The sequence below is a fragment of the Paraburkholderia domus genome, assembly GCF_905220705.1.
In the GTDB taxonomy this organism is placed as follows: Bacteria; Pseudomonadota; Gammaproteobacteria; order Burkholderiales; family Burkholderiaceae; genus Paraburkholderia; species Paraburkholderia domus.
In genome coordinates this window covers 140,974-165,920 of sequence record NZ_CAJNAT010000009.1, presented here as the reverse complement: position 1 = coordinate 165,920, position 24,947 = coordinate 140,974, and the positions used below count along the sequence as shown (strand labels likewise).

General features: G+C 59.5%; 28 protein-coding genes and 2 pseudogenes. 10 read left to right on the top strand and 20 right to left on the bottom strand.

The window, feature by feature from the left end; all coding sequences use genetic code 11:
* Positions 1-53: 53 nt before the first annotated feature.
* The 5 genes from KHO31_RS18305 to rhaM all read right to left on the bottom strand — a co-directional run bounded on the left by KHO31_RS18305 (position 54) and on the right by rhaM (position 4,996).
* Entirely contained in the window at positions 54-1,070 is a 1,017-nt protein-coding gene (locus tag KHO31_RS18305) for an ABC transporter permease (RefSeq protein WP_211623866.1), read from the bottom strand.
* Complete coding sequence (locus tag KHO31_RS18300; RefSeq protein ID WP_211623863.1) at positions 1,063-2,121, bottom strand: ABC transporter permease; 1,059 nt, start codon at positions 2,119-2,121, stop codon at positions 1,063-1,065. Before KHO31_RS18300 ends, KHO31_RS18305 begins: the two co-directional genes overlap by 8 nt.
* Complete coding sequence (locus tag KHO31_RS18295; protein ID WP_211623861.1) at positions 2,118-3,647, bottom strand: sugar ABC transporter ATP-binding protein; 1,530 nt, start codon at positions 3,645-3,647, stop codon at positions 2,118-2,120. The genes KHO31_RS18300 and KHO31_RS18295 overlap by 4 nt, the downstream gene beginning before the upstream one ends.
* 78 nt (positions 3,648-3,725) lie before the next feature.
* Positions 3,726-4,619: an amidohydrolase family protein gene (locus KHO31_RS18290; RefSeq protein WP_201072475.1), complete on the bottom strand. Its 894-nt coding sequence runs from the start codon at positions 4,617-4,619 to the stop codon at positions 3,726-3,728.
* A gap of 41 nt (positions 4,620-4,660) precedes the next feature.
* Positions 4,661-4,996 carry an L-rhamnose mutarotase gene (rhaM, locus tag KHO31_RS18285; RefSeq protein ID WP_201072474.1) on the bottom strand — a complete coding sequence of 112 codons (336 nt, stop codon included), beginning with the start codon at positions 4,994-4,996 and terminating at the stop codon, positions 4,661-4,663.
* Between the two features lie 131 nt (positions 4,997-5,127).
* On the opposite strand from rhaM, the gene KHO31_RS18280 reads away from it, so the two are divergent.
* A complete protein-coding gene (locus KHO31_RS18280) occupies positions 5,128-6,126 on the top strand; it encodes a LysR family transcriptional regulator (RefSeq protein ID WP_201108308.1) in 999 nt (332 codons plus the stop codon).
* Between the two features lie 15 nt (positions 6,127-6,141).
* Here the strand turns inward: KHO31_RS18280 and KHO31_RS18275 are convergent, their stop codons facing one another.
* The 5 genes from KHO31_RS18275 to phoU form a co-directional block, all read right to left on the bottom strand.
* The gene (locus tag KHO31_RS18275; protein ID WP_201072472.1) at positions 6,142-6,924 is read right to left on the bottom strand and encodes an SDR family NAD(P)-dependent oxidoreductase; all 783 of its coding nucleotides are present in this window, start codon (positions 6,922-6,924) and stop codon (positions 6,142-6,144) included.
* 84 nt (positions 6,925-7,008) lie between these two features.
* On the bottom strand, positions 7,009-8,187 hold the full coding sequence (gene rhmD / locus KHO31_RS18270) for an L-rhamnonate dehydratase (protein ID WP_201072471.1): 1,179 nt from the start codon (positions 8,185-8,187) through the stop codon (positions 7,009-7,011).
* 48 nt (positions 8,188-8,235) lie between these two features.
* A complete protein-coding gene (locus KHO31_RS18265; protein WP_201085009.1) occupies positions 8,236-9,564 on the bottom strand; it encodes an MFS transporter in 1,329 nt (442 codons plus the stop codon).
* A 90-nt stretch (positions 9,565-9,654) separates the two neighbouring features.
* A complete protein-coding gene (locus tag KHO31_RS18260) occupies positions 9,655-10,407 on the bottom strand; it encodes an SDR family NAD(P)-dependent oxidoreductase (RefSeq protein WP_201072467.1) in 753 nt (250 codons plus the stop codon).
* Positions 10,408-10,623: 216 nt separating this feature from the next.
* Complete coding sequence (gene phoU, locus KHO31_RS18255; RefSeq protein WP_211623860.1) at positions 10,624-11,319, bottom strand: phosphate signaling complex protein PhoU; 696 nt, start codon at positions 11,317-11,319, stop codon at positions 10,624-10,626.
* Positions 11,320-11,893: 574 nt separating this feature from the next.
* On the opposite strand from phoU, the gene KHO31_RS18250 reads away from it, so the two are divergent.
* Positions 11,894-12,091: a DUF3562 domain-containing protein gene (locus KHO31_RS18250; protein WP_201072462.1), complete on the top strand. Its 198-nt coding sequence runs from the start codon at positions 11,894-11,896 to the stop codon at positions 12,089-12,091.
* A 247-nt stretch (positions 12,092-12,338) separates the two neighbouring features.
* Here KHO31_RS18250 and KHO31_RS18245 read toward each other — a convergent pair whose 3' ends face one another.
* Both KHO31_RS18245 and KHO31_RS39335 read right to left on the bottom strand, forming a co-directional pair.
* A complete protein-coding gene (locus KHO31_RS18245; RefSeq protein WP_201072460.1) occupies positions 12,339-12,752 on the bottom strand; it encodes a RidA family protein in 414 nt (137 codons plus the stop codon).
* 8 nt (positions 12,753-12,760) lie between these two features.
* Entirely contained in the window at positions 12,761-12,976 is a 216-nt protein-coding gene (locus KHO31_RS39335) for a GDCCVxC domain-containing (seleno)protein (protein ID WP_236061009.1), read from the bottom strand.
* Between the two features lie 234 nt (positions 12,977-13,210).
* Between KHO31_RS39335 and KHO31_RS18240 the strand changes: the two genes are divergently transcribed.
* The 4 genes and pseudogenes from KHO31_RS18240 (at position 13,211) to pstS (KHO31_RS18225) (ending at position 16,283) form a co-directional block, all read left to right on the top strand.
* Positions 13,211-13,525, top strand: a complete 315-nt coding sequence (locus KHO31_RS18240) for a hypothetical protein (protein WP_201072458.1) — start codon at positions 13,211-13,213, stop codon at positions 13,523-13,525.
* A gap of 346 nt (positions 13,526-13,871) precedes the next feature.
* Positions 13,872-14,090 (top strand): hypothetical protein, encoded by a 219-nt coding sequence (locus KHO31_RS18235; RefSeq protein WP_201072456.1) that lies wholly within the window; start codon positions 13,872-13,874, stop codon positions 14,088-14,090.
* 226 nt (positions 14,091-14,316) lie between these two features.
* Positions 14,317-15,078: pseudogene (gene pstS / locus KHO31_RS18230) on the top strand (phosphate ABC transporter substrate-binding protein PstS); the annotation flags it as partial.
* Positions 15,079-15,252: 174 nt separating this feature from the next.
* Positions 15,253-16,283, top strand: a pseudogene (gene pstS, locus KHO31_RS18225) (phosphate ABC transporter substrate-binding protein PstS).
* 134 nt (positions 16,284-16,417) lie between these two features.
* Here pstS (KHO31_RS18225) and KHO31_RS18220 read toward each other — a convergent pair.
* Positions 16,418-17,353 (bottom strand): CHAD domain-containing protein, encoded by a 936-nt coding sequence (locus KHO31_RS18220; RefSeq protein WP_201108983.1) that lies wholly within the window; start codon positions 17,351-17,353, stop codon positions 16,418-16,420.
* A gap of 257 nt (positions 17,354-17,610) precedes the next feature.
* Here KHO31_RS18220 and KHO31_RS18215 point away from each other — a divergent pair, with 257 nt between their 5' ends.
* A complete protein-coding gene (locus tag KHO31_RS18215) occupies positions 17,611-17,850 on the top strand; it encodes a hypothetical protein (protein ID WP_201108982.1) in 240 nt (79 codons plus the stop codon).
* Between the two features lie 59 nt (positions 17,851-17,909).
* Here KHO31_RS18215 and KHO31_RS18210 read toward each other — a convergent pair whose 3' ends face one another.
* The 5 genes from KHO31_RS18210 to KHO31_RS18190 all read right to left on the bottom strand — a co-directional run bounded on the left by KHO31_RS18210 (position 17,910) and on the right by KHO31_RS18190 (position 21,787).
* Complete coding sequence (locus tag KHO31_RS18210; RefSeq protein WP_201108981.1) at positions 17,910-18,515, bottom strand: EAL domain-containing protein; 606 nt, start codon at positions 18,513-18,515, stop codon at positions 17,910-17,912.
* Positions 18,403-19,098, bottom strand: a complete 696-nt coding sequence (locus tag KHO31_RS18205; protein ID WP_211623858.1) for a PAS domain-containing protein — start codon at positions 19,096-19,098, stop codon at positions 18,403-18,405. The genes KHO31_RS18210 and KHO31_RS18205 overlap by 113 nt, the downstream gene beginning before the upstream one ends.
* Positions 19,099-19,506: 408 nt before the next feature.
* Entirely contained in the window at positions 19,507-19,791 is a 285-nt protein-coding gene (locus KHO31_RS18200; protein ID WP_201108979.1) for a hypothetical protein, read from the bottom strand.
* A gap of 139 nt (positions 19,792-19,930) precedes the next feature.
* Positions 19,931-21,178, bottom strand: a complete 1,248-nt coding sequence (locus KHO31_RS18195; RefSeq protein WP_211623856.1) for an MFS transporter — start codon at positions 21,176-21,178, stop codon at positions 19,931-19,933.
* A gap of 300 nt (positions 21,179-21,478) precedes the next feature.
* Positions 21,479-21,787, bottom strand: coding sequence for a hypothetical protein (locus tag KHO31_RS18190; protein WP_201079906.1), 309 nt, complete (start codon positions 21,785-21,787; stop codon positions 21,479-21,481).
* A 446-nt stretch (positions 21,788-22,233) separates the two neighbouring features.
* On the opposite strand from KHO31_RS18190, the gene KHO31_RS18185 reads away from it, so the two are divergent.
* On the top strand, positions 22,234-22,392 hold the full coding sequence (locus KHO31_RS18185) for a hypothetical protein (RefSeq protein ID WP_201079904.1): 159 nt from the start codon (positions 22,234-22,236) through the stop codon (positions 22,390-22,392).
* A 163-nt stretch (positions 22,393-22,555) separates the two neighbouring features.
* Positions 22,556-22,882: an H-NS histone family protein gene (locus tag KHO31_RS18180; RefSeq protein ID WP_201079902.1), complete on the top strand. Its 327-nt coding sequence runs from the start codon at positions 22,556-22,558 to the stop codon at positions 22,880-22,882.
* Between the two features lie 180 nt (positions 22,883-23,062).
* Here KHO31_RS18180 and KHO31_RS18175 read toward each other — a convergent pair whose 3' ends face one another.
* A complete protein-coding gene (locus tag KHO31_RS18175; protein ID WP_201079900.1) occupies positions 23,063-23,563 on the bottom strand; it encodes an arsenate reductase/protein-tyrosine-phosphatase family protein in 501 nt (166 codons plus the stop codon).
* Positions 23,564-23,747: 184 nt separating this feature from the next.
* On the opposite strand from KHO31_RS18175, the gene KHO31_RS39720 reads away from it, so the two are divergent.
* Complete coding sequence (locus tag KHO31_RS39720) at positions 23,748-23,870, top strand: hypothetical protein (RefSeq protein WP_268963685.1); 123 nt, start codon at positions 23,748-23,750, stop codon at positions 23,868-23,870.
* Positions 23,871-23,886: 16 nt separating this feature from the next.
* Here the strand turns inward: KHO31_RS39720 and KHO31_RS18170 are convergent, their stop codons facing one another.
* Positions 23,887-24,567, bottom strand: coding sequence for a J domain-containing protein (locus KHO31_RS18170; protein WP_201079898.1), 681 nt, complete (start codon positions 24,565-24,567; stop codon positions 23,887-23,889).
* Positions 24,568-24,947 lie beyond the last annotated feature (380 nt).

Sequence of the window (24,947 nt, the reverse complement as noted above, 5' to 3'; positions counted from 1 at the left end):
GTTGTCGGTATTTGGTATTAAGTATTTCTTTTGGAGCCGGTTTTAAGAGGACGTTATAAAGATGAAGCGGACTTCGCGATGAACCGCCGGTCACGCGCAGCGCGCCAGCGGGCAACCAGATTGGGAATCAGCACCGATGCGAGCAGCAGCACGCCGGTGACGATCGTCAACGTTTCGCTCGATACATCATCGAGCGTCAGCGCGTTTTTCAGCACGCCGATAATTAGCAGCGACAGCAGGACGCCGAACATCGAGCCGCGTCCGCCAAAAATACTCACACCGCCGAACAGCACCGCCGCGATCACCGACAATTCGAAACCTTCGCCGTTGTCGCCGCGTGCACTGGTGAACCGCAGCGTATAGACGACACCCGCCAGCGCGCTCATCGCGCCGGACAGCACGAACAGACGCAACCTGATTTTCGCCACCTCGATACCGGAGAAAGCCGCTGCGGTCGGATTTGCACCGATTGCGTAGAGGCTGCGGCCGAACGCCGTGGATTGCAGCAGCACGGTAAACAGCACCGCGCCGACGATCACGATCGCAAAGGGCAACGGAATAAAGGTCGAGCCGACCGTGTCCATGCCGAACGCCGTATAAGCCGCCGGAAAATCCGCGACCGCCTGGTCGCCGAGCAGCACGTACGCCAGGCCGCGAAACAGTGCCAGCGTGCCGATAGTGACCGCGAGCGAAGGCAGATTCGGCTTCACGATCACGAGGCCGTTCAGCAGGCCCGCCAGCGCGCCGGCAATCAATACCAGCACGATGACAACCGGCATCGGCAAGCCCATGTGCCACAGCACCCCCATCAACGCACTGGACGCGCCCAACACCGATGCCACCGAAAGATCGATTTCCGCGGCGACGATAATCAGGGTCATGGGCAGCGCCATCAACGCGATCTCGGTCAGATCGGCGAGGATGTTGCTGACGTTCGCACCGGTGAGAAAGACAGGTGACAGCAATCGCCCGAGTGCGAGCGACAGGGCCAGCACGACGACCAGCAACACTTCCCATTGCAAAGGCGTTTCGCGTTTGCGCGTGAGCAGCGCGGAATCGGGTTTAGCCATGATCGCGTTTCCTCATCATGCGTTTGGCGACAGAACGGGCCAGCAAGGTGTCGGCGGTAATCGCTGCGACGATCAGCGCGCCCTGGATCGCCTGCTCCCAGAATGGCGAGACGTGCAGCACGACGAGCGCGATGCTGATCACACCTAGCACGAGCGCGCCGAGCGTGGCGCCGAGAATGGTGCCCACACCGCCGGTGATCGCGACGCTGCCCACCACGGCGGCGGCAACGACCTGCAGTTCGATGCCCTTTGCGGTGCTTGCATCGACCGTGCCGAAGCGCGCCAGCCACAACGCGCCCGCAAAACCGGCAATCGCACCGGACAGCAGAAAGCCCGCCATGACGCGACGTTCGACGTTCACGCCCGCCAGCCGCGCCGCTTCCGGATTCGAGCCGATCGCGTAGTGCTCGCGTCCACCGCGAAACTGCTTCAGATAGACAGCCAGACCGGCCAGCACGACGATCGCGATCAGCGCGAGCGTCGGTATGCCGAAGAACGTGCCGGTAGCGAGACGGGAAAACGCATCGGGCAAACTGGTCGCGTTGATCTGCCCGCCGTGTACCCACGCATAGTCCGCACCGCGGAAAATGTAGAGCGTGGAGAGTGTCGCCACCAGCGACGGCACACGCCCCACGGCAACCAGCAACGCATTGATAGCGCCCGCCACCAGCCCGATCGCAAGTCCGGCCAGCAACGCGACGATCACCGGCATATGCGGAAACGCAACGTAGAGACTCCCGACCGCATACGCGCTAATGCCGACCGTCGACCCTACCGACAGATCGATATGCCGCATCAGGATCACCACCGTCATGCCGGCTGTCAGCAAGCTGATGATCGATACGTTCAGCAACACGTCACGCAGGTTCTGCAGGTTTAGAAACTGCGGCTTCGCGAGCCCCGTGCCCACAATCAACAGAATCAGCACGACGAAGAGCGTCGTTTCGCGGCTCTTTGCGATGCTTGCGATAAAGCCGCCCGGCGCATTGCCGGTGCGCTTGGGGACCTGCGCCTGAACCGGCGCGGGGTGGGTAGAAGAATGGCGCATCATGCGGCGGCCCCCAACGGTGGAATCGGCTGGCCGAGTGCGGCGCCCATGATGCGTTCTTCGTTGGCTTCGGCGCGCGCGATATCCGCGCTGATACGCCCCTCGTGCATGACCAGTACGCGATCGGCCATGCCGAGTACTTCCGGCAGTTCGCTCGAAATCATCAGCACGGCCATACCGTCGCGCACCAGTTCCGCCAGCGCGCCATACACCTCGGCTTTGGCGCCGACGTCGATGCCGCGTGTGGGTTCGTCGATGATCAGGACCTTCGGGTTAGTGGCTAGCCACTTGCCCAGCACGACCTTTTGCTGATTGCCGCCGGAAAGCGTGCCCACCGGCGCATTCGGATCCCCCGCTTTGAGGCGCAAACGCGTGCCCCATTGATTGGCCAGTTGCGTTTCGCTGCGGGTGGAAATCAGGCCATGTTTGACGAGACGCCCGAGCACCGTCATCGAGGCATTGCGCGCAATGCTCAACTCCAGGGCCAACCCTTGCTGGCGACGGTCCTCCGGTACTAGCGCGAGGCCCGCACGCACCGCTGCGGCCGGACTGCCTGCGGTAAGACGCTTGCCGCCAAGCGAAATCTCACCCGAGTCGAGCGGATCGATGCCGAAGATCGCGCGTGCGACTTCGCTGCGACCCGCGCCGACAAGGCCCGCCAGCGCGACGATCTCGCCGGCGCGGACGTCGAAGGAAATGTCCTTGAAGACGCCCACCCGCGTGAGTCCACGCACTGACAGACGCACTTCGCCCGGTGGCCGGTCTGCTTTCGGATAGAACGTCTCCAGGTCACGGCCCACCATCTTCGCGACGATGGATTCGGTGGTGAGATCGGCGGTGAGGCCGTCGAATACCTTTGCTCCATCGCGCATGATCGTCACGCGTTGCGTCAGCGTGAACACTTCGTCCAGCCGGTGCGTGATGAACAGAATCGCCACATCGCGCTCGCGCAGCTTGCGCACAATCGCAAAGAGCCGCTCCACTTCGGGCAGCGACAAGGCGGCAGTCGGTTCGTCCATGATCAGCACGTTCGCGTTCAAGGACAACGCCTTCGCAATTTCGATCACCTGCTGATCGGCAATCGACAGACCACGCACCAGTTGATCCGCACGCAGATCGACCCCCAGCGAGGCCAGCAAGCCATCCACCTCGCGACGCATGGCGTCATACTGAATACGTCCGATCCGGTCGACCGGCTGCCGCCCCATGAAGATGTTCTCCGCGATCGAGAGATCGAAGAACAGCGTCGGCTCCTGATAGATCACCGCGAGGCCCGCGTCACGCGCTTCAGCAGGCGTAGCGAAGCGGCGCGCCACGCCGTCGACCAGCAGCTCGCCGGTATCCGGCTGATGCACGCCCGCGAGAATCTTCACGACCGTCGATTTACCCGCGCCGTTTTCGCCGAGCAGCGCATGCACTTCGCCCGGCCACAACGCGAGATCGCCGTCGGATAACGCACGGACCCGGCCGAATGATTTGCTCGCGTGCCGCAGTTCGAGCCTGGGCACCGCGGATGGGGATGGCTGCACGACTTGTCTCCTTCTTTTTTCGCTTTCGGGAATGCGTCAGATGCGATGGGTCAGATGCGATGGGGCAGATGCTATGTGTCAGATACGATAAAAGCGCTCCGCGTTACGGCAAAACAGCGCTTCTTTCTCAGCAACGCTCGCGCCGTCGACGATCGACGCGTACGCGCGCCACAAATCCACGTAAGAACCGAACAACCGGTCGACCGGAAAGTTCGACGCGAACATCGCGCGTTCGACGCCGAACGTATCGATCGTTTCGAGCACATAAGGCCGCAGGCTTTCGACGGTCCACTGATGATCGAACATGGCGAGTCCGCTGATCTTCACCGCGACGTTTCTGCATCCCGCGAGCGCGCGCATACCGTCACGCCACGCGCGATAACCGGCGACGCTGCTGCGGTCCACGAACATGCCCGCATGGTTGATGATGAAAATCGTATCGCCATGCGCGCGAGCCAACGCAGCCGCCTCTTCCATCTGCGCCGGATACAGTTGCAGATCGAACGACATGTCGTAACGGCGCAGTAAGGCAAGATGCTCGCGCCACTGCGGCTCACGCATGAAATGACGGCCAACGTAATCGAACAGCTTGTTCTCGTGCACGTTCAGGATCTGCCTGATGCCACGCGTATTGGCGAACGACGCGTGCGCTTCAAGGATTTCCGGTGCGTTTGCCGCGGACAGATCCACGGCGGCGACAATCGCATTGGGCATGCCGCGCGACGCCGGACGATCCGCGATCGACTGCAACCAACGGGTTTCCTCGACCGGATCGGCGGGATCGTGATTCGCTTCGACGTGCACCAGTTTCAGCACTTCGATATCGCCCGCCTCGCCGAGCAAATCGTCGAGCAGATAGTCGTGCTTCAACTCCCGCGCGTCACCCACGAACGACACGCCCGGGTTTTCCAGCCACGGATAGCGATGCGTTTTCAGATCCCACAGATGGATATGCGAATCGACAACCTGCATGCGACACCCTCCGCCCATTGGGCTAAGCACAGTCAGCAACGTCAGCGGTTAAATGAGCTAAGCGAATTCAGATGAAAGACCGGTTCAAGCGGTTGCTGAAACGGCGTATGGTCAGGGGCCGTCTGCATGATGTCGGCCATGTAATCCCACCATTTGCGCATGACGTCGAGTTGCCGCAGCGCGTTCATCGTGTGATTCGTGCTGCGCGTCAGAACGGCGAAAAGGTGGTGCGAGTCCGCATCGAAGAAGATCCGATAGTCGCGCACACCGGCGTTGTGCAATGCATCAACCAGCTCGGGCCAGATTTGCGCATGACGTCGTTCGTATTCCTCGCGCATGCCGGGGTTGAGCACCATCCGGAAAGCGATTGTTTCCATTGCGGCCTGTCTCCCGTCGTATCCGGGCGCTTTCGCTGAGAAGCGTCTGATACGACTATAATTCCTGCGTCGATAGCATCTCAATCCGTTGTTGGGATTGGGCGATCCACAAACCGAATCGCACCGGAACCATGAGCCAACATTCAGCTGCCATCGCACTCGTCAACCGGCTCAAGTTCAAGCATCTCGCACTGCTCGTCGCGCTTGACGACGCGCGCAATCTCCATCAGGCCGCCGAGGCGATCAACGTCGCGCAACCCAGCGCGAGCCGCATGCTCGGCGACATCGAGGAAGCGTTCGGCTTCCTGCTGTTCGAGCGCAACGCGCGCGGCATGACGCCCACGCCGCTCGGCGTGGTCACGCTGGCGTATGCGCGGCGCGCGCTCGCCGAGCTGACCCGTTTTGCCGAGGACCTCGACGTCAAACGCCGCGGCGGGCATGGACAGTTGACCGTCGGCGCCATCATGGGTGCCGCGCCCGATCTGCTGGCCATGGCCGTCGCCGCGCTGAAAACCGAAAGCCCTTTGCTGAACGTGCGCATTCTTGGCGAAACCAGCGACCAGGTCGTGCAATTGCTGCATCGCCGCGAAATCGATCTTGCGCTTGGACGCCTGACCAGTCCGTTGCAACACAACGATTTCAGTTTCGAACCGCTCGCACGCGAGACATTGCTGCTGGTCGTGCGTTCGGTGCATCCACTGGCGCAGCGCTCGCACATCACACTGCGGGAGCTGATCGACTGGCCGTGGGTGGCACAACCTGTTACCAGTCCGGCGCGCGTGCTGTTCGAAGAGGAACTCGCGCGCGCGGGCCTTGCGACGCCGGTCAACCTGACCGAGTGCGCGTCGATTTTCGCTACGCTGCAATTGCTCGAGAACTACGACGCTGTGGCCATGCTGCCCGAGTCGGTCGTGCGCGATCATGTGCGCGGCAAGCTGCTGGTCGCGCTGCCGCTCGAAATCGGCAAGAGCCTCGCCGGTTTCGGCATTCTCACGCGCAAGGAAGAAGCCCTCGCTGAACCGGCGCTGCGCTTTATCGATTTGCTGCGCGGCTTCTCGCGCAAGCTCGCACGCGACGATTCCGTCTCCGCAGTGAGCACGCCTGTGATCGTATCCGCACCGGTTCATTGACGCCGGCATCGCGCGCTACTGCAAGTTGACGAACAGGCCGCCGTCTACCAGCAGCGCGGCGCCGGTTACATAACGCGCGCGGTCGGAAGCCAGGAATACCACGCAATCGGCCACGTCCTCCGGGCGGCCCAATCTGCCCAGCGGAATACGCTTTTCGAAGTAGGCTTTTTTGGCTTCGTCGGCGAGATCTTCCGCATTCAGGTCGGTCGCGATCGTGCCGGGCATCACCGAATTGCAACGAATGCCGTATGGCCCCAATGCCACCGCGCATGACTGCATCAGCGAATGCACGCCCGCTTTGGTCGGCGTGTAGTGCGTTTGCATGCCACCGCCTACCAGGGCGCTGATCGAGCTCGTCGCCACGATCGCGCCGCCCGTGCCCTGCGCTTTCATCTGCTGCGCGGCAGCTTGCGTGACGTAGAACGCACCGTTCAGATTGACTGCCACCGTCGACTCCAATACTTCAGGCGGCATATCGAGAAAAGCGTGAAACGGACAGATGCCGGCATTGCTCGCGAGCACGTCGACTTTGCCGAAGGCTTCGACCGTGTGGCGAACGAGCTCGTGACCGGTTTCGCGTAAGGCAACGTTGCCTTCGATCGCGATGACGCGCCGCCCCAACGCTTCGATTTCGCCAACGACTTCCGCGACGGCCGAACGGCGCCCATACGATGCGTCGTTATCACCCCAGTAGTTGATCGCCACATCCGCGCCTTCGGTTGCGCACGCAACCGCTATCGCACGACCGATGCCGCGCGAGCCACCGGTAACGATCACGACCTTGTCCTTGAGCAGCACGTCATTCTCCTGTTGGCTGGATCAATACTGTGTCTTGCGAGTTGAAAGCGAGGCCAACTCGCCTTCAATACGTATTCAACGCGTTCAGCGTGGATAAGGCCGCACCAGCGCGCATTCCGGATTGAGCCGAACGCCGAACCCTGGCGTGTCCGGCACCTTCATCCGTCCATTTACCGGGATCGGTTCGTCGAGCAGCAGCGGCGTAAACATCGGCACGACTTCATCCGCCTTCGGCGCCATCATCAGAAATTCCGCGAACGGCGAGTTGTGCCGCGTGACGACGAAGTGATAGCTATACACCGACGATCCATGCGGCACCACCATCACATTGTGGGCATCGGCGAGCGCGGAAATCTTGATGAGTTCGGTAATGCCGCCGCACCAGCCCACATCCGGCTGAATCAGATCGCAGCACTGCATTTCCAGCAGCATGCGAAAACCCCAACGCGTCGCTTCATGCTCACCGGTCGATACCATCATGCCGCGTGGCACGTTACGGCGCAGTTCGGCGTAACCCCAGTAGTCGTCCGGCGGCAGGCACTCTTCGATCCATTTCAGACCGTATTCGTGCGCCGCCTGTGCGAGCCGCGTTGCATACGGTACGTCGAGGCTCATCCAGCAGTCGTACATCAGCCAGAAGTCGTCACCGACACGGCTACGCATCTCGGCTAGCTTTTCCAGATTCTTCCTGAGGCCCTCGTCGCCTTCAGCAGGACCATGCTGCAACGGCAATTTTCCGCCGATGAAACCCATCTCCTTCGCGAGGTCCGGACGCGCGCCGGTCGCGTAGAACAGGAGTTCATCACGCACCGGACCGCCCAATAGTTGGTACACCGGCTCCTTGCGGACTTTGGCGAGCAGATCCCACAACGCGAGATCGACACCCGAGATCGTATTCAGCACCACGCCTTTACGGCCGTAGTACAGCGTCGAGAAATACATCTGGTCCCACATCTTCTCGATGTCGGTAACGAGCTGCCCCTCGAGAAAGCGTGCGAGATGTTTCTCAACGATGAACGCGCCGATTTCGCCGCCCGTCGTCACCGCAAAACCGACCGTGCCGTCGCTCGCTTCGATCTCTACGACCAGCGTGCCGAGCACATTGATACCGAACGACTGGCGGCTCTGGCGATACTCTGGATACCGCGCCATCGGTGTCGAAATATGATCGTCGATCCAGTGTCCGTCGGGTTGATCGTGATAGTCCGCACCGCCACCGCGGACGATGAAGGCACGCACGTGCCGGATAGTAGGCATGGCCATGAAATGGGCTCCGTTGTTGGTGCGTCGAACGCGCAGCCGAAAATACGCCTAGCGGGCGCGGTGCTGTAAGTGCTGGAACGACCCGCTCGAATGTGCGCCATCACGACGCAACAGCGTGCCGATCATGAGCGCCGCCAGCAGACTCGACACGCCCAATACGATCAGCCCTGCCGAGGTCGACGAAAACGCCCGTTCCGCAGCGGTGCGCAGACTCGGCGCAATAAATCCGCCGAGGCCGCCCAGTGAATTGATCAGCGCAATCCCGCCCGCCGCCGCGGCACCCGTGAGGTAGCGCGTTGGGAATGTCCAGAACAGCGGTTGTGCCGCGATGAAACCGCTGGCCGCGCAGCACAGCGCGATCAAGCCGATCGACGGGTTATGCGCGAGCCCCGAGGCGCCGATACCGAGGCCTGCGAGCACCAGCAGCGCGACCGCCCAGCGCCGGTGGCCACCTGTGCGATCCGCACGACGCGGCACATACCACGTCACCGCCAGCGCACACAGCCATGGCACAGCGCCGACGAGGCCCACGCGCAAACCGACTGTCGTGCCGAGCAACGCGGCCACTTGCTGCGGCAAATAGAAGATCACGCCGTAGACACTCATCTGAATCAGCAGATAGATCGCCGATAGCAGCAACACACGGCGGTCCAACAGCGCTGCGAGAATGTGATGTGGCCCATGAGCAGATGCGGCGCGCGCGTCGTCGTCGAGCGCGCTGCGCAAGGTGCGTCGCTCTTGCGCAGCGAGCCAACGCGCGTCTTCAGGGCGGTTGTCGAGATACCAGAACGCCCATACGCCGACCAATGAGGCCAGCGTTCCCTCGATCAGAAACAGCCACTGCCAGCCGGCCAAGCCCATTGCGCCATGCAATTCGAGCAAGGAACCCGACAACGGACTGCCGAAGATGAACGCCAGCGGCGCACCGAAATAAAACACGCCCACCGCGCGCGCTCGCGCCGCTTGCGGAAACCAATGGGTCAGGTAATAGATCACGCCAGGGAAGAAACCTGCTTCGGCGACACCGAGCAGAAAACGCAGTGAGTAGAAAGCAGTCGGCGTATGCGCAAGACACATCGCCGCAGAGACAAGCCCCCAGGTCACCATGATCCGGCACATCCACGCGCGCGCGCCGACCTTATGCAGCAAAAGATTGCTCGGCACTTCGAATAATGCATAGCCGACGAAGAACACGCCCGCACCGAAGGCGAAAGCCGCATTGGACAAACCCGTATCGTGCTGCAAGGCCTTCTGCGCGAAGCCGATATTGGCGCGATCGAGAAACGCCAGCACGTACATCAGCAGCAAAAAGGGCAACAGCCGGCGCATGACCTTGCTGTTGATCGCCTCCAGCGAAGCGGGCGAATCCGGATTCATGTCGTCTCCTTCACAGAGTACAAGGGTCGCGCTCTGCGGGTTTTACCTTTTGCACGGCTACGGCTACTGCTCAGGTGACGCTGTGATGACTCAGTATGTGGCGCGGCCGCCGGAGAGGTCGAATACCGAGCCGGTGCTGAACGCGCAGTCTTCGGAAGACAGCCAGAGAATCAGCGACGCCGCTTCTTCCGGCAGCAGGAACCGGTTCATCGGAATCTTCGAGAGCATGTAGTCGATATGCTGCTGCGACATCGAATCGAAGATCTCGGTTTTGGCCGCTGCGGGCGTAACTGCATTGACGAGGATGTTCTTCGTCGCCAGCTCTTTGCCGAGGGATTTGGTCAAGCCGATCAGCCCGGCTTTGGAGGCGCTGTAGTGCGAGGCGTTCGGGTTGCCCTCTTTGCCAGCCACCGAGGCAATATTGACGATCCGGCCGTAGCCCTGTTTGAGCATTTGCGGCACGACCGCACGGCAAGTCAGATAGGGGCCGATCAGATTCACGTCGATCACGCGGCGCCAGACCTCGGGGTCCAGCTCCCACGTCGCGCCGTTGCCGCCGGTGATGCCGGCGCAGTTGATCAGCACGTCGATCGCGCCATGCGCGGCGACTGTTTGTGCCACCGCCTCAACAACTGAGGCTTCCTGGGTGAGTTCGACCGTGACCGCCGTTACCTTGCCCAGTTCGCTGAGCTCGCGCTCGCTGCGCGCCAGGCGCTCGGCGTCGATGTCCCATAGAGCGACCGACGCGCCCGAGTTCAGCGCCCGTTGAGCCACCGCGTAGCCAATGCCGCGCGCACCGCCGGTAATGGCGACAACACGCCCCTCCAGATCGATTCGATTCATCGCTGTGCTCCTGTGACAGGCCCGAGAGGCTTGCCTTTCAGTTGTTGTATTGCTGCTGTCCGTGATGGCTCTGCTTTCGTTCAGCAAATATACGAGCGGTGCGATGCGCTAACAATCCGTGTATTGGAGGGGGCGATAACAAAAGCGGATCGCCCGGCGGGATGCCTCGGTCTGCGTCATTCGCAAATCAAACCTGCCTGAGGTCGCGAATACTGTTCAGTAACGCTCAATCTGCTCTCGGGGCACGTGGCGCACGTCGGTACCCTTGACGATGTAGACGACAAGCTCAGCAATGTTGGTGGCGTGGTCGCCGATACGCTCGATGGCCTTCGCTATGGACAGATAGTCAAGCCCCATCGGGATTATCCGGGGGTCTTGCGTCATGGACGTAATGAGCCTGCGCACGAACGCCTCGAACTCGTTATCGATGGCTTCGTCGTCACCGACAATCTGTGCGGCCGCAACGGTATCCATTCGTGCAAATGCATCCAACGCATGACGAAGAATATCTGCGGCCATTTTGCCGGAGGCCTTGATTTCAGAAATGTTAACGGGCTGCGCGGCGGTCTCCATGGCAATGCGGCGTGTTCGCTTGGCGATCTTCCGTGCTTCATCGCCAGCACGCTCGAGGTTGGTGATGCACTTCGAGGCGGCCATTAGGAGTCGAAGGTCACGAGCGGTGGGCTGCCGACGAACGATGACGTTGCTAACTTCTTCGTCGATTTCTATTTCCATCGCGTTGAGCCGGTGTTCGCTCTCCAGTACCTCCTCAACAAGTGCCAAATCAAACGTGTTCAGTGCCTCCATCGCGCGCGCGATCTGGGCCTCCACCAAGCCGCCCATTTCGAGCAACCGGGTTAAAAGCAGGTTGAGGTCGACGTCAAACCTGCTGGAAAGATGCTTATCCGACATCTTCGTTCCTCCGACAAACTTGCCTGTGGCGCAATGCTCGGTTGCACGATGCCGTGGTTACTGCGGACAAACTTGCCTGTGACGCAATACCCGGTTGCACGATGCCGTGGTTCCCGCGAACAAAAGGCAGCGCGACTACGTCGCGTTGTTCGGTCGGCTTCATGATGCTGGCTTCGGGCATGGCCATCGCCCTGGTTGACAAACGATATAAACAGTATATACAGTTTTTGGGCGCTTCTGGTTTGGCGCCACCACCCCACAGATACGGCCCCCGAGTTGTCCACACAATCTCGTTGCAAGGCTGCGGATAATTCACGAGCAAGCGGCGCAAGCCCCTGAAACGATTGGATTTGCTCCGTGCGCGCTCGATGCGTGCGTTCGACAGATCGCCAGTGACCCGTACGGAATTTTTCAGTAAGCACATCATTGATCAGGTATACGAAACAATCTATGCAGATAGAACGATGGCACTGCTCTTCCCTCAACGATAGGCCGATTCAATTTGCATGCAGGCCGACAACATCGTCTAATCGCCTTTCCGCGCGTCTCTCTCTTCGAAAGCCAGGAGCACACCATGGCCCCACCCGACTTTGAACATGTCGTCAAGACAATCGCCGCTGACACCAATACACCTACTGAGACAGTGTCGAAAATGTATGTGGACGTCTGGGCCGAATACAGCGACGGCGCGAGAATCCTGGACTACCTTACCGTCCTGGTTGCCAAACGCGTTCGTGAAAATCTGCGCGGCGTTCGGCAAGACCGGCACTAGGCGATGACCACAACGTTCATCGAATCGCTCATGACACCCCGCGTCGATGTCGCGTACCGGAAAGGCCGCTGTCGCGGTGGCACACGGATGCAGGCATCGACGCGCAACAGCGACAGGCTGGGGGAAAATTAACTGGCGCGACGATGCACCCACAAAGTGTCGCCTAGGTGGTCCACGACTGCAGTTGCCATCAGATGCGATGAACCCTGCCTTTTCAAGCCGGCAAGCGTGCAGAAAAACTTCGACGTTATTTCCGCTGCGCCGCGACCATCTTGATTTCGATTAACAACTCGGGACGCGCCAGCGATGCCACGCCGAGGATCGTCCATGCGGGGAAGTCGGAACGGATGTAACGTTCCTTGACGGCCCGAAAATCGGCGAGTTGCGACGTGACGTCCATGTGGTACGAAACCAGCTCAACGAGATCGGTGAAATCGAGACCGAGATTCCGCAGAATGACTTCGGCACGCTTGAACGCCAAATCAATCTGCTCTTCAGCCGACACGGGAATGGTCCCATCCGCTCGCAGCCCGACCTGCCCTGCAATGAACACAAGACCCTTCGCCGAGACAGCAGGCGAATATTGAAAGAGGTCGAATATCTTGTTGCCGCCGAACGTTTCATCGTTTTCAGGCAATCGCAGGCGCTCAATCTTGCTCATTTTTAACGTCAGCGCTCACAGCACCGGCCCGACTGCTGCATCGGCGGACATTTGTTGGTGCCATACGAACAGTAGACACAGCAATCACCAGGTTTCGGTCTGAACGCAGCTTTGCAATGCTCGCATTCGTAACACCACACACAGGCGTCGGTGGGCATCGTCTCGTCTTTTTTATGCCCGCAGGTCGGGCACGTAATGGTGGAATCCAGCACGACCGAAATCATCATGGCGCCTGCTTTACATGGGACGGATAGATGAGAGATTCTGCCCGAGCGCGAGAGTCCAGGTTGAGCGGATCTGTCACGGCGATATCGCATCCACGGGAAAGGCTTCCATTGTATTGCGGCGTTGCAAGAATCGTAGCGATACACATGGCGCGCCGAAAAACCTGTATATTTATACAGCACTCAAACACAGATGCGCGCTAGTGAACTGGCACTTTTAATCGGGGCTGAGCCATGGATGCATGCGTTCGGAAGGATGGCCATCCGATGCCGGAAATGGCGGCGTTCATAGAAAAACTTCGCTCTGTTTTCGGCAACGAATCCGTTGATGATGCGCTCCGGCGCGGCAAAGCTGGCGAGCCGACGTTTTACGCCTGCGAAAATGGTCACGCTGTTGGCACGGCAAGTCTGGCGAACGACAATGTCTGGCGCGTCAGCGCTGACATACGGGACCGGCAATATTGCACCGGATGCGATGGCGGGTGCGTCGGACAGGGTGTTGGTTGCAAAGAATGGCTTCAACGAAAGGCAGGCAAGGAGAACTTGTGAAAAGAATTGGATTGGCCGTACTGATGACTGCACTCGCGCCGGTCGCATACGCTGCTGGCGGCTATACGGAGGTCTGGAATCCGCCCGAGGCTCGTGCGACTGCCCCGCACAGGGTCGGTGCTGCGCACAAGCTCGCAGTCCAACGGCACGTCGCCCCTCATGCGGTGAAAGTCCATGCTCGGCGCGCGCCGATGTCTTCAGTGAAACTCGTGGTGAAGCAAAGCCACATACAGCAGGCCGTGCCGACAGCCGAACCAGAGATGCTGGAGATTCCGCGTCAGCTAACGCCAGAAGGAAACATACTTCGGGTCGATTCGCGAAGTATTTCCGCCGAGGTCACACGCTGATGGAATCAGAGCGCTATAACGGCTACAACGTTTGGGGTCACGCTATCTTGCAGCAGGAGGACATCCTCCAACCGGAACGGTTTGCGGCAAGTGGCACTATCACTCGACACAACAAGCTCGTTGAGGCATCCGGCGTCCTTGGCTATTTTGATACCGAAGAGCAAGCCCAGCATGCCGGACTTGACTGGGCACGAGCGTGGATCGACAGCCACGGATGAGATAACGCCTCGCCGCCCACCGTGATGCGCGCGGCTACCACGTCGTCACCTCCTCTCTTTGCAACTCTTCAGGCTCCTTTGCGAAGCATCTGAACGACGTTTCATGACTCTTTGACTACCCCGAGGTTCGCTGAAATCCATTGAGAGCTTCAATAACGCGCCCTTGAAATCCTGCTGCTCCAAAACACAGACAAATCTCATCAGTGGGCGCCAAACGCGGGGAATCCAATTCCCGACCGTCGTAGGTGGTGTCGTGCCGGTCGTCAACCTTCCAGGCATTAAACCCGGGGAGCTGATCTTATCCGGCCCTGTGCTCGGCGACATCTACCTTGGCAAAATTACCAACTGGAATGCTCCCGCCATCGCCGCGTTGAATCCAACGTTGAAACTGCCGGACGCCGCCATTGCCGTAATCCGTCGTGCGGATGGGTCGGGCACGAGCCTCATCTGGACGCACTACCTTTCGCAGGTCAATCCGGAATGGAAGAGCAAGGTTGGCGAAGGCGCGACCGTGCGGTGGCCACACGGAGCCGGCGGCAGAGGCAACGAAGGTGTAGCCACTTTCGTCCTGCGAGTGCCAGGCGCGATAGGCTATGTCGCATGGGACTTCACCAAGCAGAACCACATGGCTTACACAGCCATGAAGAATGCTTCGGGCGCCGTTGTCCAGCCAGGGGCGTCAACATTCAGGGCTGCGGCTGCCGGCGCCGATTGGTCAAAGACTTTCTCTCAAATCCTGACGAACGAACCGGGTAAGGATGCGTGGCCCGTGGTTGGTGCCACTTTCGTGTTATTGCATGCGACCCAGGACAAGGCCGACCACGGCGCGGAAACGCTGAAGTTCTTCGACTGGGCATTCACAAACGGCAACAAGGTGGCAGAGGATCTGGACTACATTCCGCTGCCAGAATCAGCCGTGGCTGAAATCCGTTCGCAATGGGGCGTCAATACGAAAGATAGCGTGGGCAAACCAGTCACCGGGCCGTAGTTCTACACCGCTTGTACCAGAGCGCGCGATCGTGAAGGCCATCGGCAGGTCAAAGTCGCCGGTGGCAAGAATGGGCTGCGTTGGCGCTGTCATGTCATGGAGGGTCACTAAATTGACATCATGCGGGTCTAGCTTCGAGCGAGCATCCCTACAAACCTTTCGGAGAGACCGCTCATGAAGCTCGCATTGATTGCAATGGCCATTTTGAGCGGAGCGCTTTCCAGCTCAACAGCATTTGCTACCGACATCACTGGCGCCGGCAGCACGTTCGCTGCACCCATCTATACGAAATGGGCCGACTCCTACCAGAAGTCCGGTGGCGGCAAGGTCAACTATCAAGGAATCGGGTCGTCGGGTGGCGTCAACAGGTTGTCGCCAAAACTGTCGACTTCGCTGGCTCAGATGCGCCACTGAAGGACGACGAACTCGCGAAGAACGGCCTGTTCCAGTTTCCGACAGTCGTGGGCGGTGTGGTGGCAGTCACTAATGTGCCGGGTGTGAAGCCGGGCGAATTGATTTTGTCAGGCCCTGTGCTTGGCGACATCTATCTCGGCAAAATCAAAAAGTGGAACGACCCGGCAATCGGCGCATTGAATCCCGGCGTCAAACTACCCGACACGGATATCGCCGTGGTTCGTCGAGCCGATGGGTCGGGAACTAGCTTCATCTGGACGCACTATCTCACCCAGGTGAATCCGGAATGGAAAAGCAAGGTGGGCGAAGGCGCGACCGTGAGCTGGCCGACTGGAACCGGCGGCAAAGGTAACGACGGGGTCGCGGCTTTTGTCCAGCGCTTGCCTGGTGCTATCGGCTACGTCGAATGGGCCTATGCAAAGCAAAACAAGATGGCATACACCGCCATGAAAAATGCTGCAGGCACTGTCGTTCAGCCGAAGACAGAGACGTTCAAGGCTGCGGCGGCCGGTGCCGACTGGTCAAAGACGTTCTATCAGATCCTCACAAACGAACCTGGTAAGGACGCCTGGCCCGTTGTCGGCGCAACCTTTGTGCTGCTTCATACCACACAGGACAAGTCTGACCACGGCAAGGAAACATTGAAGTTTTTCGATTGGGCCTTCAAAAACGGCACTCAGGCCGCACAGGACCTTGACTATATCGCGCTCCCCGATTCGGTAACGACGGAGATTCGCACGCAATGGCGTTCGAAAGTGAAGGATGCGTCTGGCAAGCCAGTCGCTGAATAGGTACGGAAGAACAAGGACCCAGGCGACGCGTTGAATTCACAGGGGTAATGCTTTGCCCCTGGATAATCGCGGAAAAACGCAGAATCTGTAGCATTGACCACCGCGCGCTGCACAATCGACCTGATCGAATGCAGTCATGAACACTTTTTAGCCAGCGTCTCATTGACGGTGTGCAGCAGTTCATACACATGTTGCATATAATGCACTTTCTGGTCGCTTACATAATAAATCGCGTGTTCCACAACCGTTGATTTTCCAAGCTCCGCCGCATGTTTATGGAGCAGCGCTTCACTCGCAACCAGATCGTTAAGCTTCCCCAGTTCGTCCTGCAGATCGGCAAGGATTTTGATGTTTGCCGGGTCGCAATCATCCAGAACGGGCAGAAAGAATTCCAGCAAATAACGGAGCCTCTTCCCGGCGATACGAAGCTTATGAAGTTCCGGGTACTCGGGGATTTGATGCGTAACGGCCCGCCGAAACTTGTTATCCAGCGAGTTCCCGGCAGCGTCAACGCGCCTGCGCGCGAAAACAGGAAGCGATTCGTCAAACCCTGGCGCCTGAAGCTGCTCAACGGCACGACCCACGCGTTTCTGCAGCATCTGGTCTGCACCTGCGCTCTGTATCGTTGTGCGGCTGCATACAAAAGCGTCGCCCCGGCACAGGTCGATACTTTCGAGAAGCGTTGTAAAAGTATGCTTCATCGATTTGTCGTCAGTCAGGACCTGCCTCAGTATGTCCCAGTCGCGTGTCTGCCCGGCAACATCGGCAAGGGATTTGAGGTCGCGGCGATGAGCCCGGGCTTCTTTTTTGTTGAGGTACGGCTCATAAGCCCACCACAGCGTACGCAGTCGACGCAACGCAACGCGTAGTTTGTGCAGGTTTTCCCCGTCAACGCTGGCACTCAGCGCGCTTACCCGCTGCTCGACCTGCGCAATCAGTGGCGCCGCGAGTAACGGGAAGGCCTCGGCAATAGAAATTTCAGCGGAGAGCGCGCTGTCCTGGCGTCCGCCGGCACCTGCCACAACATCCCACTGGTGACCGGAATCCGTTGCGTGGAGTGCGGAATTCATCTGTGCGGACTCCCAAGGAGACGAAGTGAAGAAAAAGGCACAAGCCAGCATGTGCGACGTAACGGCGAGACTGTTGATTACCCAGTCAATCCTACAACGTACAACGCCCTAACCCAAGCGCATCATCCTCGCAATCTTGCTCGACATTATTGTCCGACGACCTTCGTTTCGTCTGATCTGAAAAGTCCGCATTGAATCGCTGCGGTCGATTTTTGGCTCGCTATATTTGGTAAAAACCCCACGCCAAAAGCTGCTCCATGTCTGCTTCACATGCACCGGCCGTCCACCGAAGCGCAGCGGAACTCCGGCTAGCGTTCAAAACCCTGACTGCGCACCATCTGCCGCGGGTGGTTGCACTCGACAAATTCGATTCCCTCTGGGACGAAGTGAATCGGGCAGCCACTTCCGCGTCGGCAACGGCCGGCATCACAGAATACGTCGCTCTGCTCAAAGAGATGCAACTCTGGTACACCGAAGAGCTGAAGGGTCCACCCTAACGCCAGCGCTGCCCGGGTACTGTGACAAGACGCGTGGTCGAAGCGGACACACCTGCACCTCAAGTGCCCGCAGGAATCCCCTGACCGGTTTCGATATAGCCAGCCTCTGAAGTCGACGATCGAAGCATGCTTGCAATGGTTTCTCCTGAAACAGCGGCGCTGTATAGAAAACCTTGCCCCTCGATACATCCGTGCTCAACGAGGAATCCTCGCTGTACGTCCGTTTCGACGCCTTCCGCAATAACATCGAATTTCAAAGCCTCGGCGATTGCGATGACGGCGAGTGTCAGCGCTTCGTATTCTGTCCCGCGGCCGATTTCATGCACAAAAACCTTGTCAATTTTGATGCGGTCGATACTGAAGCGCTTCAGATAGCTCAAGCTCGAATAGCCGGTACCGAAATCATCGAAGGCGACTTTTGCGCCGAGTTCGCGCAAGTCATGGAGCACCCGGGCCGCGTCATCGGCATTGCGCATCAGCGCGCCTTCTGTCACTTCCAGCTCGAGCAATTCGGCAGGACAGGCCGCGTCGTGCAATGCGCCACGCACCACGCTAACGATGTCGGAGCGCTCCAACTGAAGCGGGGAAACGTTCACCGAGACACGAATCGAAGGGAGGCCCTGCTCCCGCCACCTGCTTACCTGTAGACAGGCGGTGCGGAGCACCCATGCAGTCCCCTCCTGTCACGTCGCCGGATGAGTACCCCGTGATACGCTCGAACGCGGCGTTCGCAAAAATCACGATGTTCAAATCTTGCCGAACCTCGGCGATCACAATCCCATTGATACTCGCGTCTATCGCTCGGCCTTGAAGACGGAGCGCCAGTTCAGCTTTGCGCCGGGCGGTGATGTTCTCGTAAGCGATAAGAACGCCGACAACCGCTCCGTTCTGATCTTCGAACGGGAGCTTCGTTTCGGAAATCCAGACTTCCGTTCCATCAACGGCTGCCGCCGTGCGCTCGAAGTGCCGCCTGGTGAGCTCTCCTGACATAACCCGGATATCTTCGGTCTGCGCCGCGCGTGGATCGTCGCCCCAGCGCAAATCGTGGTCGCTCAAGCCAGTAAGTGCGTCCCTCGAGGGCAAACCGGCATCTCGCGCATAAATTTCGTTACCGCCAACATAGCGGTGCCTGGCGTCCTTCCAGGCAATACCTTCGGGAATTTCGGGAATATGGTCGAGCAATTGGAAAGTTGCAGGCAGCGCGCTTGTAAAACGGACGCGTGCTAACCAGCGTGTAGAGCTCGCCATGTTCGTCGAGCATTATCTGCTGGACCTGGTCGAGGTCCTGTTTCAGCCGCCCTGATTCCCGCAGCGTGCTGAGCGAATTTTCCTGCTCGGAGGTCTGGCGGTGGGCCAAAAACGTGTGATGCCAATCGCCGAGAGAATGAAAGTGACGGCAATTGCAGCGAAAGCTTTGCGGGCGAATTCCCGGTTGAACGTCAACCCTGCAATAGTGATGGTGTGACGTTGCCGCGGCGGCCCGCTGTTAGAACGATTGGGTGCGGCCCTACCATACGTGGCCTCGAGTCCGTCAGACCGACAGGATAACGGTTTGGAATACGAACTTCTTAAGCGTTGCGTGGGTAAATGTTCGAGCGCGGAGACAGGCACAGCTCACGCCGCGCAAGCTTTAATGACGCCGCTGCCAGCCAGTGGTCATGAACGCAGCACGCCCTTCAGGCGTCCCAGCTCAGCGGGTCTGGTGTATGACCGATAAAGTTCGCCAACCGTGCCGAATGCCAGGGCCGGCTTGAGCGTCGCACCAGGAAGCGCGTCGGTAATCCAATCAAAGGCATTCATTTCGCGTTGAGCAGCATGCACCGCTGCAGTGAGTACAGTGAGGGCGCGTTCCGCGGAATGCCCTCCAAGGTCGACAAAGCAGCTCTCAAACGGATGCTTCGTTGCACTTGCGACGTGTAACACTGACTTTCGAACGTCCAAATCGGTCTCCTACCAGGATTACCCCTCCTGTATAGCAACCGAATGTGACAATTCCACACATCACGGAGCCAACGGTGCGGGTTGGCTCGCGTTGCATTCCAGCCGCGATTTCAGAACCGAATTGATTACCGAGCGGCTATTAGTCCGAACACGCCGGACACGCTATCGATTCCACACTCCCCTCCTGCTCGCGCCGCCCAAAACTCGCGAGCGCCGCGAGCCCCAGCAATGCCAACCCGCTACCGAAGAGAAAGTCGGCGGAAATGCCGACATGGTCGACCACCACACCACCAATGAGGGACCCCAGCGCGATGGCAACCTGAATGATGCTGACAAACAGGGCCGAGCCCGCTTCCGGCGAATCCGGCGTGGCACGTTGAATCCAGATGCTGAAACACAGCGGCAGCGCTCCGAACGAAACGCCCCACGCGAGTACGAGCGCGACGACGCCGATCGGCGATTGTTGCAAGAGCGGCATGGCTAGCAGCGCGAACATGAGCAGAGAAACCATTGTGCCCACGGACATTTTCAGGTTACGCGTCACCGTCGATGAAACGGCGAAGTTCGAGAAGAAACCAATCATGCCGAAGCCGAGCAGCAGCCACGTAATCGTCGGCATCGTGAAGCTCGCGTTACCCAACAGGAATGGCGTGATGTACGTGTACGAAGAGAAATGCGCGCCGAAAACGAGCGCCACCATCAGCATGCTTCTGCGCGGATGCGGCCGGCGCAGCAGCGCCACCATATCGCGCAGCCGCAATGCGGCTGTCGACGGCAAGGACGGCACGAAGACGAACTGAGCCACGAGCGCGATAGCAACAAGTACGCCGGTTGCCATAAACGAAGCGCGCCATGACGCGAAGCTGGCAATGAACGTACCGAGCGGCACACCGATCACCGTCGCACAGGTCACGCCGGTCAGGATCGTCGCCATGGCTTTGGCCGAATCTTTCGGCTGAACGAGGCGCCCCGATGCAGCGGTCGCCAGCGTCCAGAATCCGCCCAAAGCCGCACCGAGCAGCGCGCGCCCAAGCAGCATGAACAGAAAATCGGGCGCGAAAGCGGAAATCAGATTCGACGCCAGCAGCAAGGCCGTCAGCAACAGAAATACTCGCCGGCGATCCATCCGTCCGGCCACCAGCATCAAACCGGGCGCGGAGATGGCGGCGATCACACCCGGCACGGTGACCATCAATCCTGCGGTACCAGGCAGCACGCCCAGATCGGCCGCGATGCGCGGCAGCAATCCAACGGGTAAAAACTCCGTGGTGACGAACGCGAATGCACCGATTGCAACGGCCACAACAGCGAGCCACGAACGTAGAGACGACGAGGCGCTATCGTCCGGCGAGGCAAGGCTCGCCGGCAGATTATCTTCCATCAGCATAGTATTGTTTGCGAGTAACTAAACAACGAGTGGGATTGGAGCAGTCACGCCGGACTAATCAATTCACGAACGGCAAATCATGAATAAAAAAGCAGGCGGTATTGGCCTGCTTACGATTGCGATCGGAAAAGACAACGGGTGAAAACCTGAACGGAACACACCTTAACATCGTATTAAATCGCCCGCTGGCCACTCCGTAAAATTGCAGTCGGGCGTGTGGGTATTCGATCAGGGTGCGGCGCGCGGAATGGTTGGAGGCGGTGCGGGCTGCTCCCCGCCGCCGCCTGAACTGCCGCCCTGCTATTGACCAAAATAGATCCTGCATTGCGGCCCGGAAGAGCACGGCCGCTCCATTCGGCCTCCCGCTTCCGTCGCGCCTGCGGCCACACCGCCATAGGAGACGTTCTGCACCGGTTGAACGGCCGGCATTATGGTCCGGCCCGTTTCACCAAACGACATGTCGGTGGTGTCCTGCGCTGATTCGTTCGCGTTCTGCATCAGCACCTGGCCCGACACAGCTTCGCCCTGCTGGCTGTCCAGTGCGCCGGCGGTGCTCGGCGCCAGAAAGAGCGCGGCGCTTGCCAACGCCATCAATAAACGTAGTTTCATGTCCAGACTCCTCGAATCCGGCGCAGCAGTTTTCATCCCCTTCAAAAAGAATTGATCCGCGAAAAAACGTCATATCACCAAATCGAACCGATGGACGGGCGAATGCGCATGCGGGACTGCTGCGGCGAGTCACCGAACTAAACGAGTAAATAGTTGCCAAACCTGAAACCGATGTCGGGCGAGCACGCGCGGCTTGCCGGAAGCGGTCGCCACCAGGCTGGAAACGCAGATTGTTGCTCCGCTGTTTCGTTATAGGTCGGCCACTCAGGATTTCAATCCCGGCGGCACCGGCTGCGTTGGCAGCGTCGGTCGCAGCTCGATCAGGAACGTGCAGCAACAAAATCAGCCGGGCCGGCGCGCGCTTCACGCGAACAGTGCGTTATGATGGTGGAATAACACACATAATCAGCCCCGCGCGAGGCACCGGCGAGAGACGGAGCGTGGGCATGAGACCGGCCATTCGCAATCAGTGCATCGTCATCACCGTTTTTTCCATAGCGGCCGCAGGGCTTATCCAGCCGTACCTGCCGCGCGGCGAAGCGCCTGAACATTCACTGATTGGCGCGGCCAGCCGGATAGGCGGCCTGGCCGGGTATATGCAGTAACGCAATTTATGGGGCACTGTTTTTGACGCTGCCACTGGGATTTCCTTCGATCAACAACCTCACCGCGAGCGGGCCCCATTTGCATGGGCTCAACGCTTTCGCGGTGTCCCCTTGCAATCTGTGTTTGACAGAACGCCGGACGCTTTAGAAGGACGAATATCTTATGGACGAAAGGAAGCGAGATAGCATGATTGCGTATCTCCGCCATCGCATGGAAGAGTTTGGTATCAAACCAGAAGACCTCGCAGCCGTACTGGCGGCCGAACCGAAGGGGCAAAAAGCCGAGCGCTACCGCAGCGCAACGGGAGATAGCTGGGACGGCCAGGGTGAAATGCCCCAATGGCTTAAACAGGCAATCAGCGCAGGTCAATCAATTGACCACTTCGAATTATCGGCCACGCCGGCACCCGCCCCGCAGCCGAGAAAACAGGTGGATTGGCTAAACGACCCGTTCGCAGGCAGCCCGCTTGCGCGCCAGAACAACCGCTAAGCCGTCTGATTGTTAAACCGCTAGCGTAAAGGCACCACCCCGTACTTTTCTGATGGCAACAACAGGTTCGGCACGTTCGTCGACGCGGGCGTGCTTGCGCCACTCGCGCTGGCGAGGACAGGTTGTGCCCCGCGCGCTTCGCCTCGGGCGTCGCTCAGCCAGAAGAAACGCCGGGGAGGTTCACAACGCGTCGCTAACGCAAACGGACGACTCGACGCTCGCGGCAGTCTCCCGCGCCCTCGCATACTGCGGCAATTCAATGAATGTGCTGATCTGCCGCACGATTTGCCAGAACACCTTTTCAAACAAACGGACACGCTCAGGCTCTGGCATTCCGTCGGCGAGCGGATCGGAAAATGTCCAGTTGCACAACGCAGGTTCCCCCGGAAAGAGCGGCGCATGATGCCCCGCGACGCTCGCGTCCAAGGCGATGACGAGGTCCATCCGCGGCGCCCATTCGCCCGTGAATTCCAGCCAGCTTTTCGGACTGAGCGCGCCGAGGTCTGAAATACCGGGCCGCAATTGCGCGATTGCAATGGGATGAACCCGCGCGGCCGGCTCCGGCCCCGCGCTGAATGCGTCGAACCGGTGTCCAGCCAGTTCGCGCAGTAAAGCTTCGGCGATGATGCTGCGTGCTGAATTCTCGCGGCAGAGAAACAGCACCTTGTATTTTCTGGTCACGCTCACCCCGTACACGTGTTTTTTTATCTCTCTGGGTCATTCTGCCAGCTCGGTCTTGCGCCCCCGTGACACTACGATGACTTAATTTGTTGCGCCACGAGAATTTGTACCAGGACGGTCAACCACGGGCATCGGGCGCTGCATTCGCGACGAAGTGTAGCAGCGCAAGGTCGAATCTTTCATTATGCTGTCGACCGCGAAGCTGATGGCGAGCGTGGGCCTGCTGGCCGCCACCATTTTCAGTTCGAACGTCGTTCTCGCGATGATCGCGCTTTCGATCGGTACGAAACACGCGCGGCAGGCTTAGCGCGCACGGCGTCTCTTCAAAACCGCAAACCGTTCAGAAACTGAAACCAGAGCCCGCCCAATACGCCGGCGGGATGGGCATCGTTTGCATTTTCTTCACGCTTGCCTGAGTTGCCGTGGTTAGGGGGTGTGCCGCGATTAGCGGCATCATCGTTCGCGGTAGTCGCCTCCGCTCGGGCTGAAACGTCAGGGACGTCCGCCGCTTTTGCTGCCGCCTCGGCTGCGGCTTCCGCCTTCTCCGCCTCGCGCCGCGACGCCTGCAAGGCTGACACGCTGTCGGCGATCTGCGCGGCGCGCTGCGCCTCGCATCGACGGCCTAGCAGCACGCCGAACAGCACGTCGCGATTGTGACCGTCGTCGGCGAAACGCATGGCGAGCGACACCATTTCCGCATAGGCCGCTTCGTCCGCAGCACGCGCCGCCGCCTCGCGTTCGGCCTGGGCTTTTTGCTGGCGGGTACGCTGGGCTTCCCAGCCGCGCATCTGCTCCGCGTAGACCGCGTCATACACCTTGCGCTGCGCGGCGTCGGAGAGGATCGCGTACGCGTCCTTGATTTCCTGGAAGGTGGCGCGCGCGACTTCTTCGGCGCCGCTATTGCGATCTGGATGCCATTTCATCGCGGCCTTGCGGTAGGCCCGCTTGATTTCTTCGTCCGTGGCGTGCACGTGCACGCCAAGCGTGTCATATAGGGTTGCCATCGTTTGCTTGATCTCGCCGGGAATCGCTTCGCGGACCATCGTAGCATGCAAAAAACGGCTTTATCGTGAAGCGGCACGCGCTTACGCCGCTGAAAGGCCAGACAAAAAAAGGCCCCGCCACTGACGTAGCGAGGCCGAGTCCCATGTCAAGGAGATGTCATGGAGGAGACGACTCGATCATAGCCGTGCGTCATCGCGCCCCCAAACAATGGTTCGCCATATGCTTATCCGGCGTGGCTTCAACTGCATAGCACGAGGCTGCGTATCGGCTTCGAAGCCTCCACCAGGCAGCCCGCCAGAGCGCCGATACCCCCGACGGTTATATCGTTAGAACAAAAAGTCGCTTCGCCCGGCTCGCGGCGGTCATTAAGATGACACTT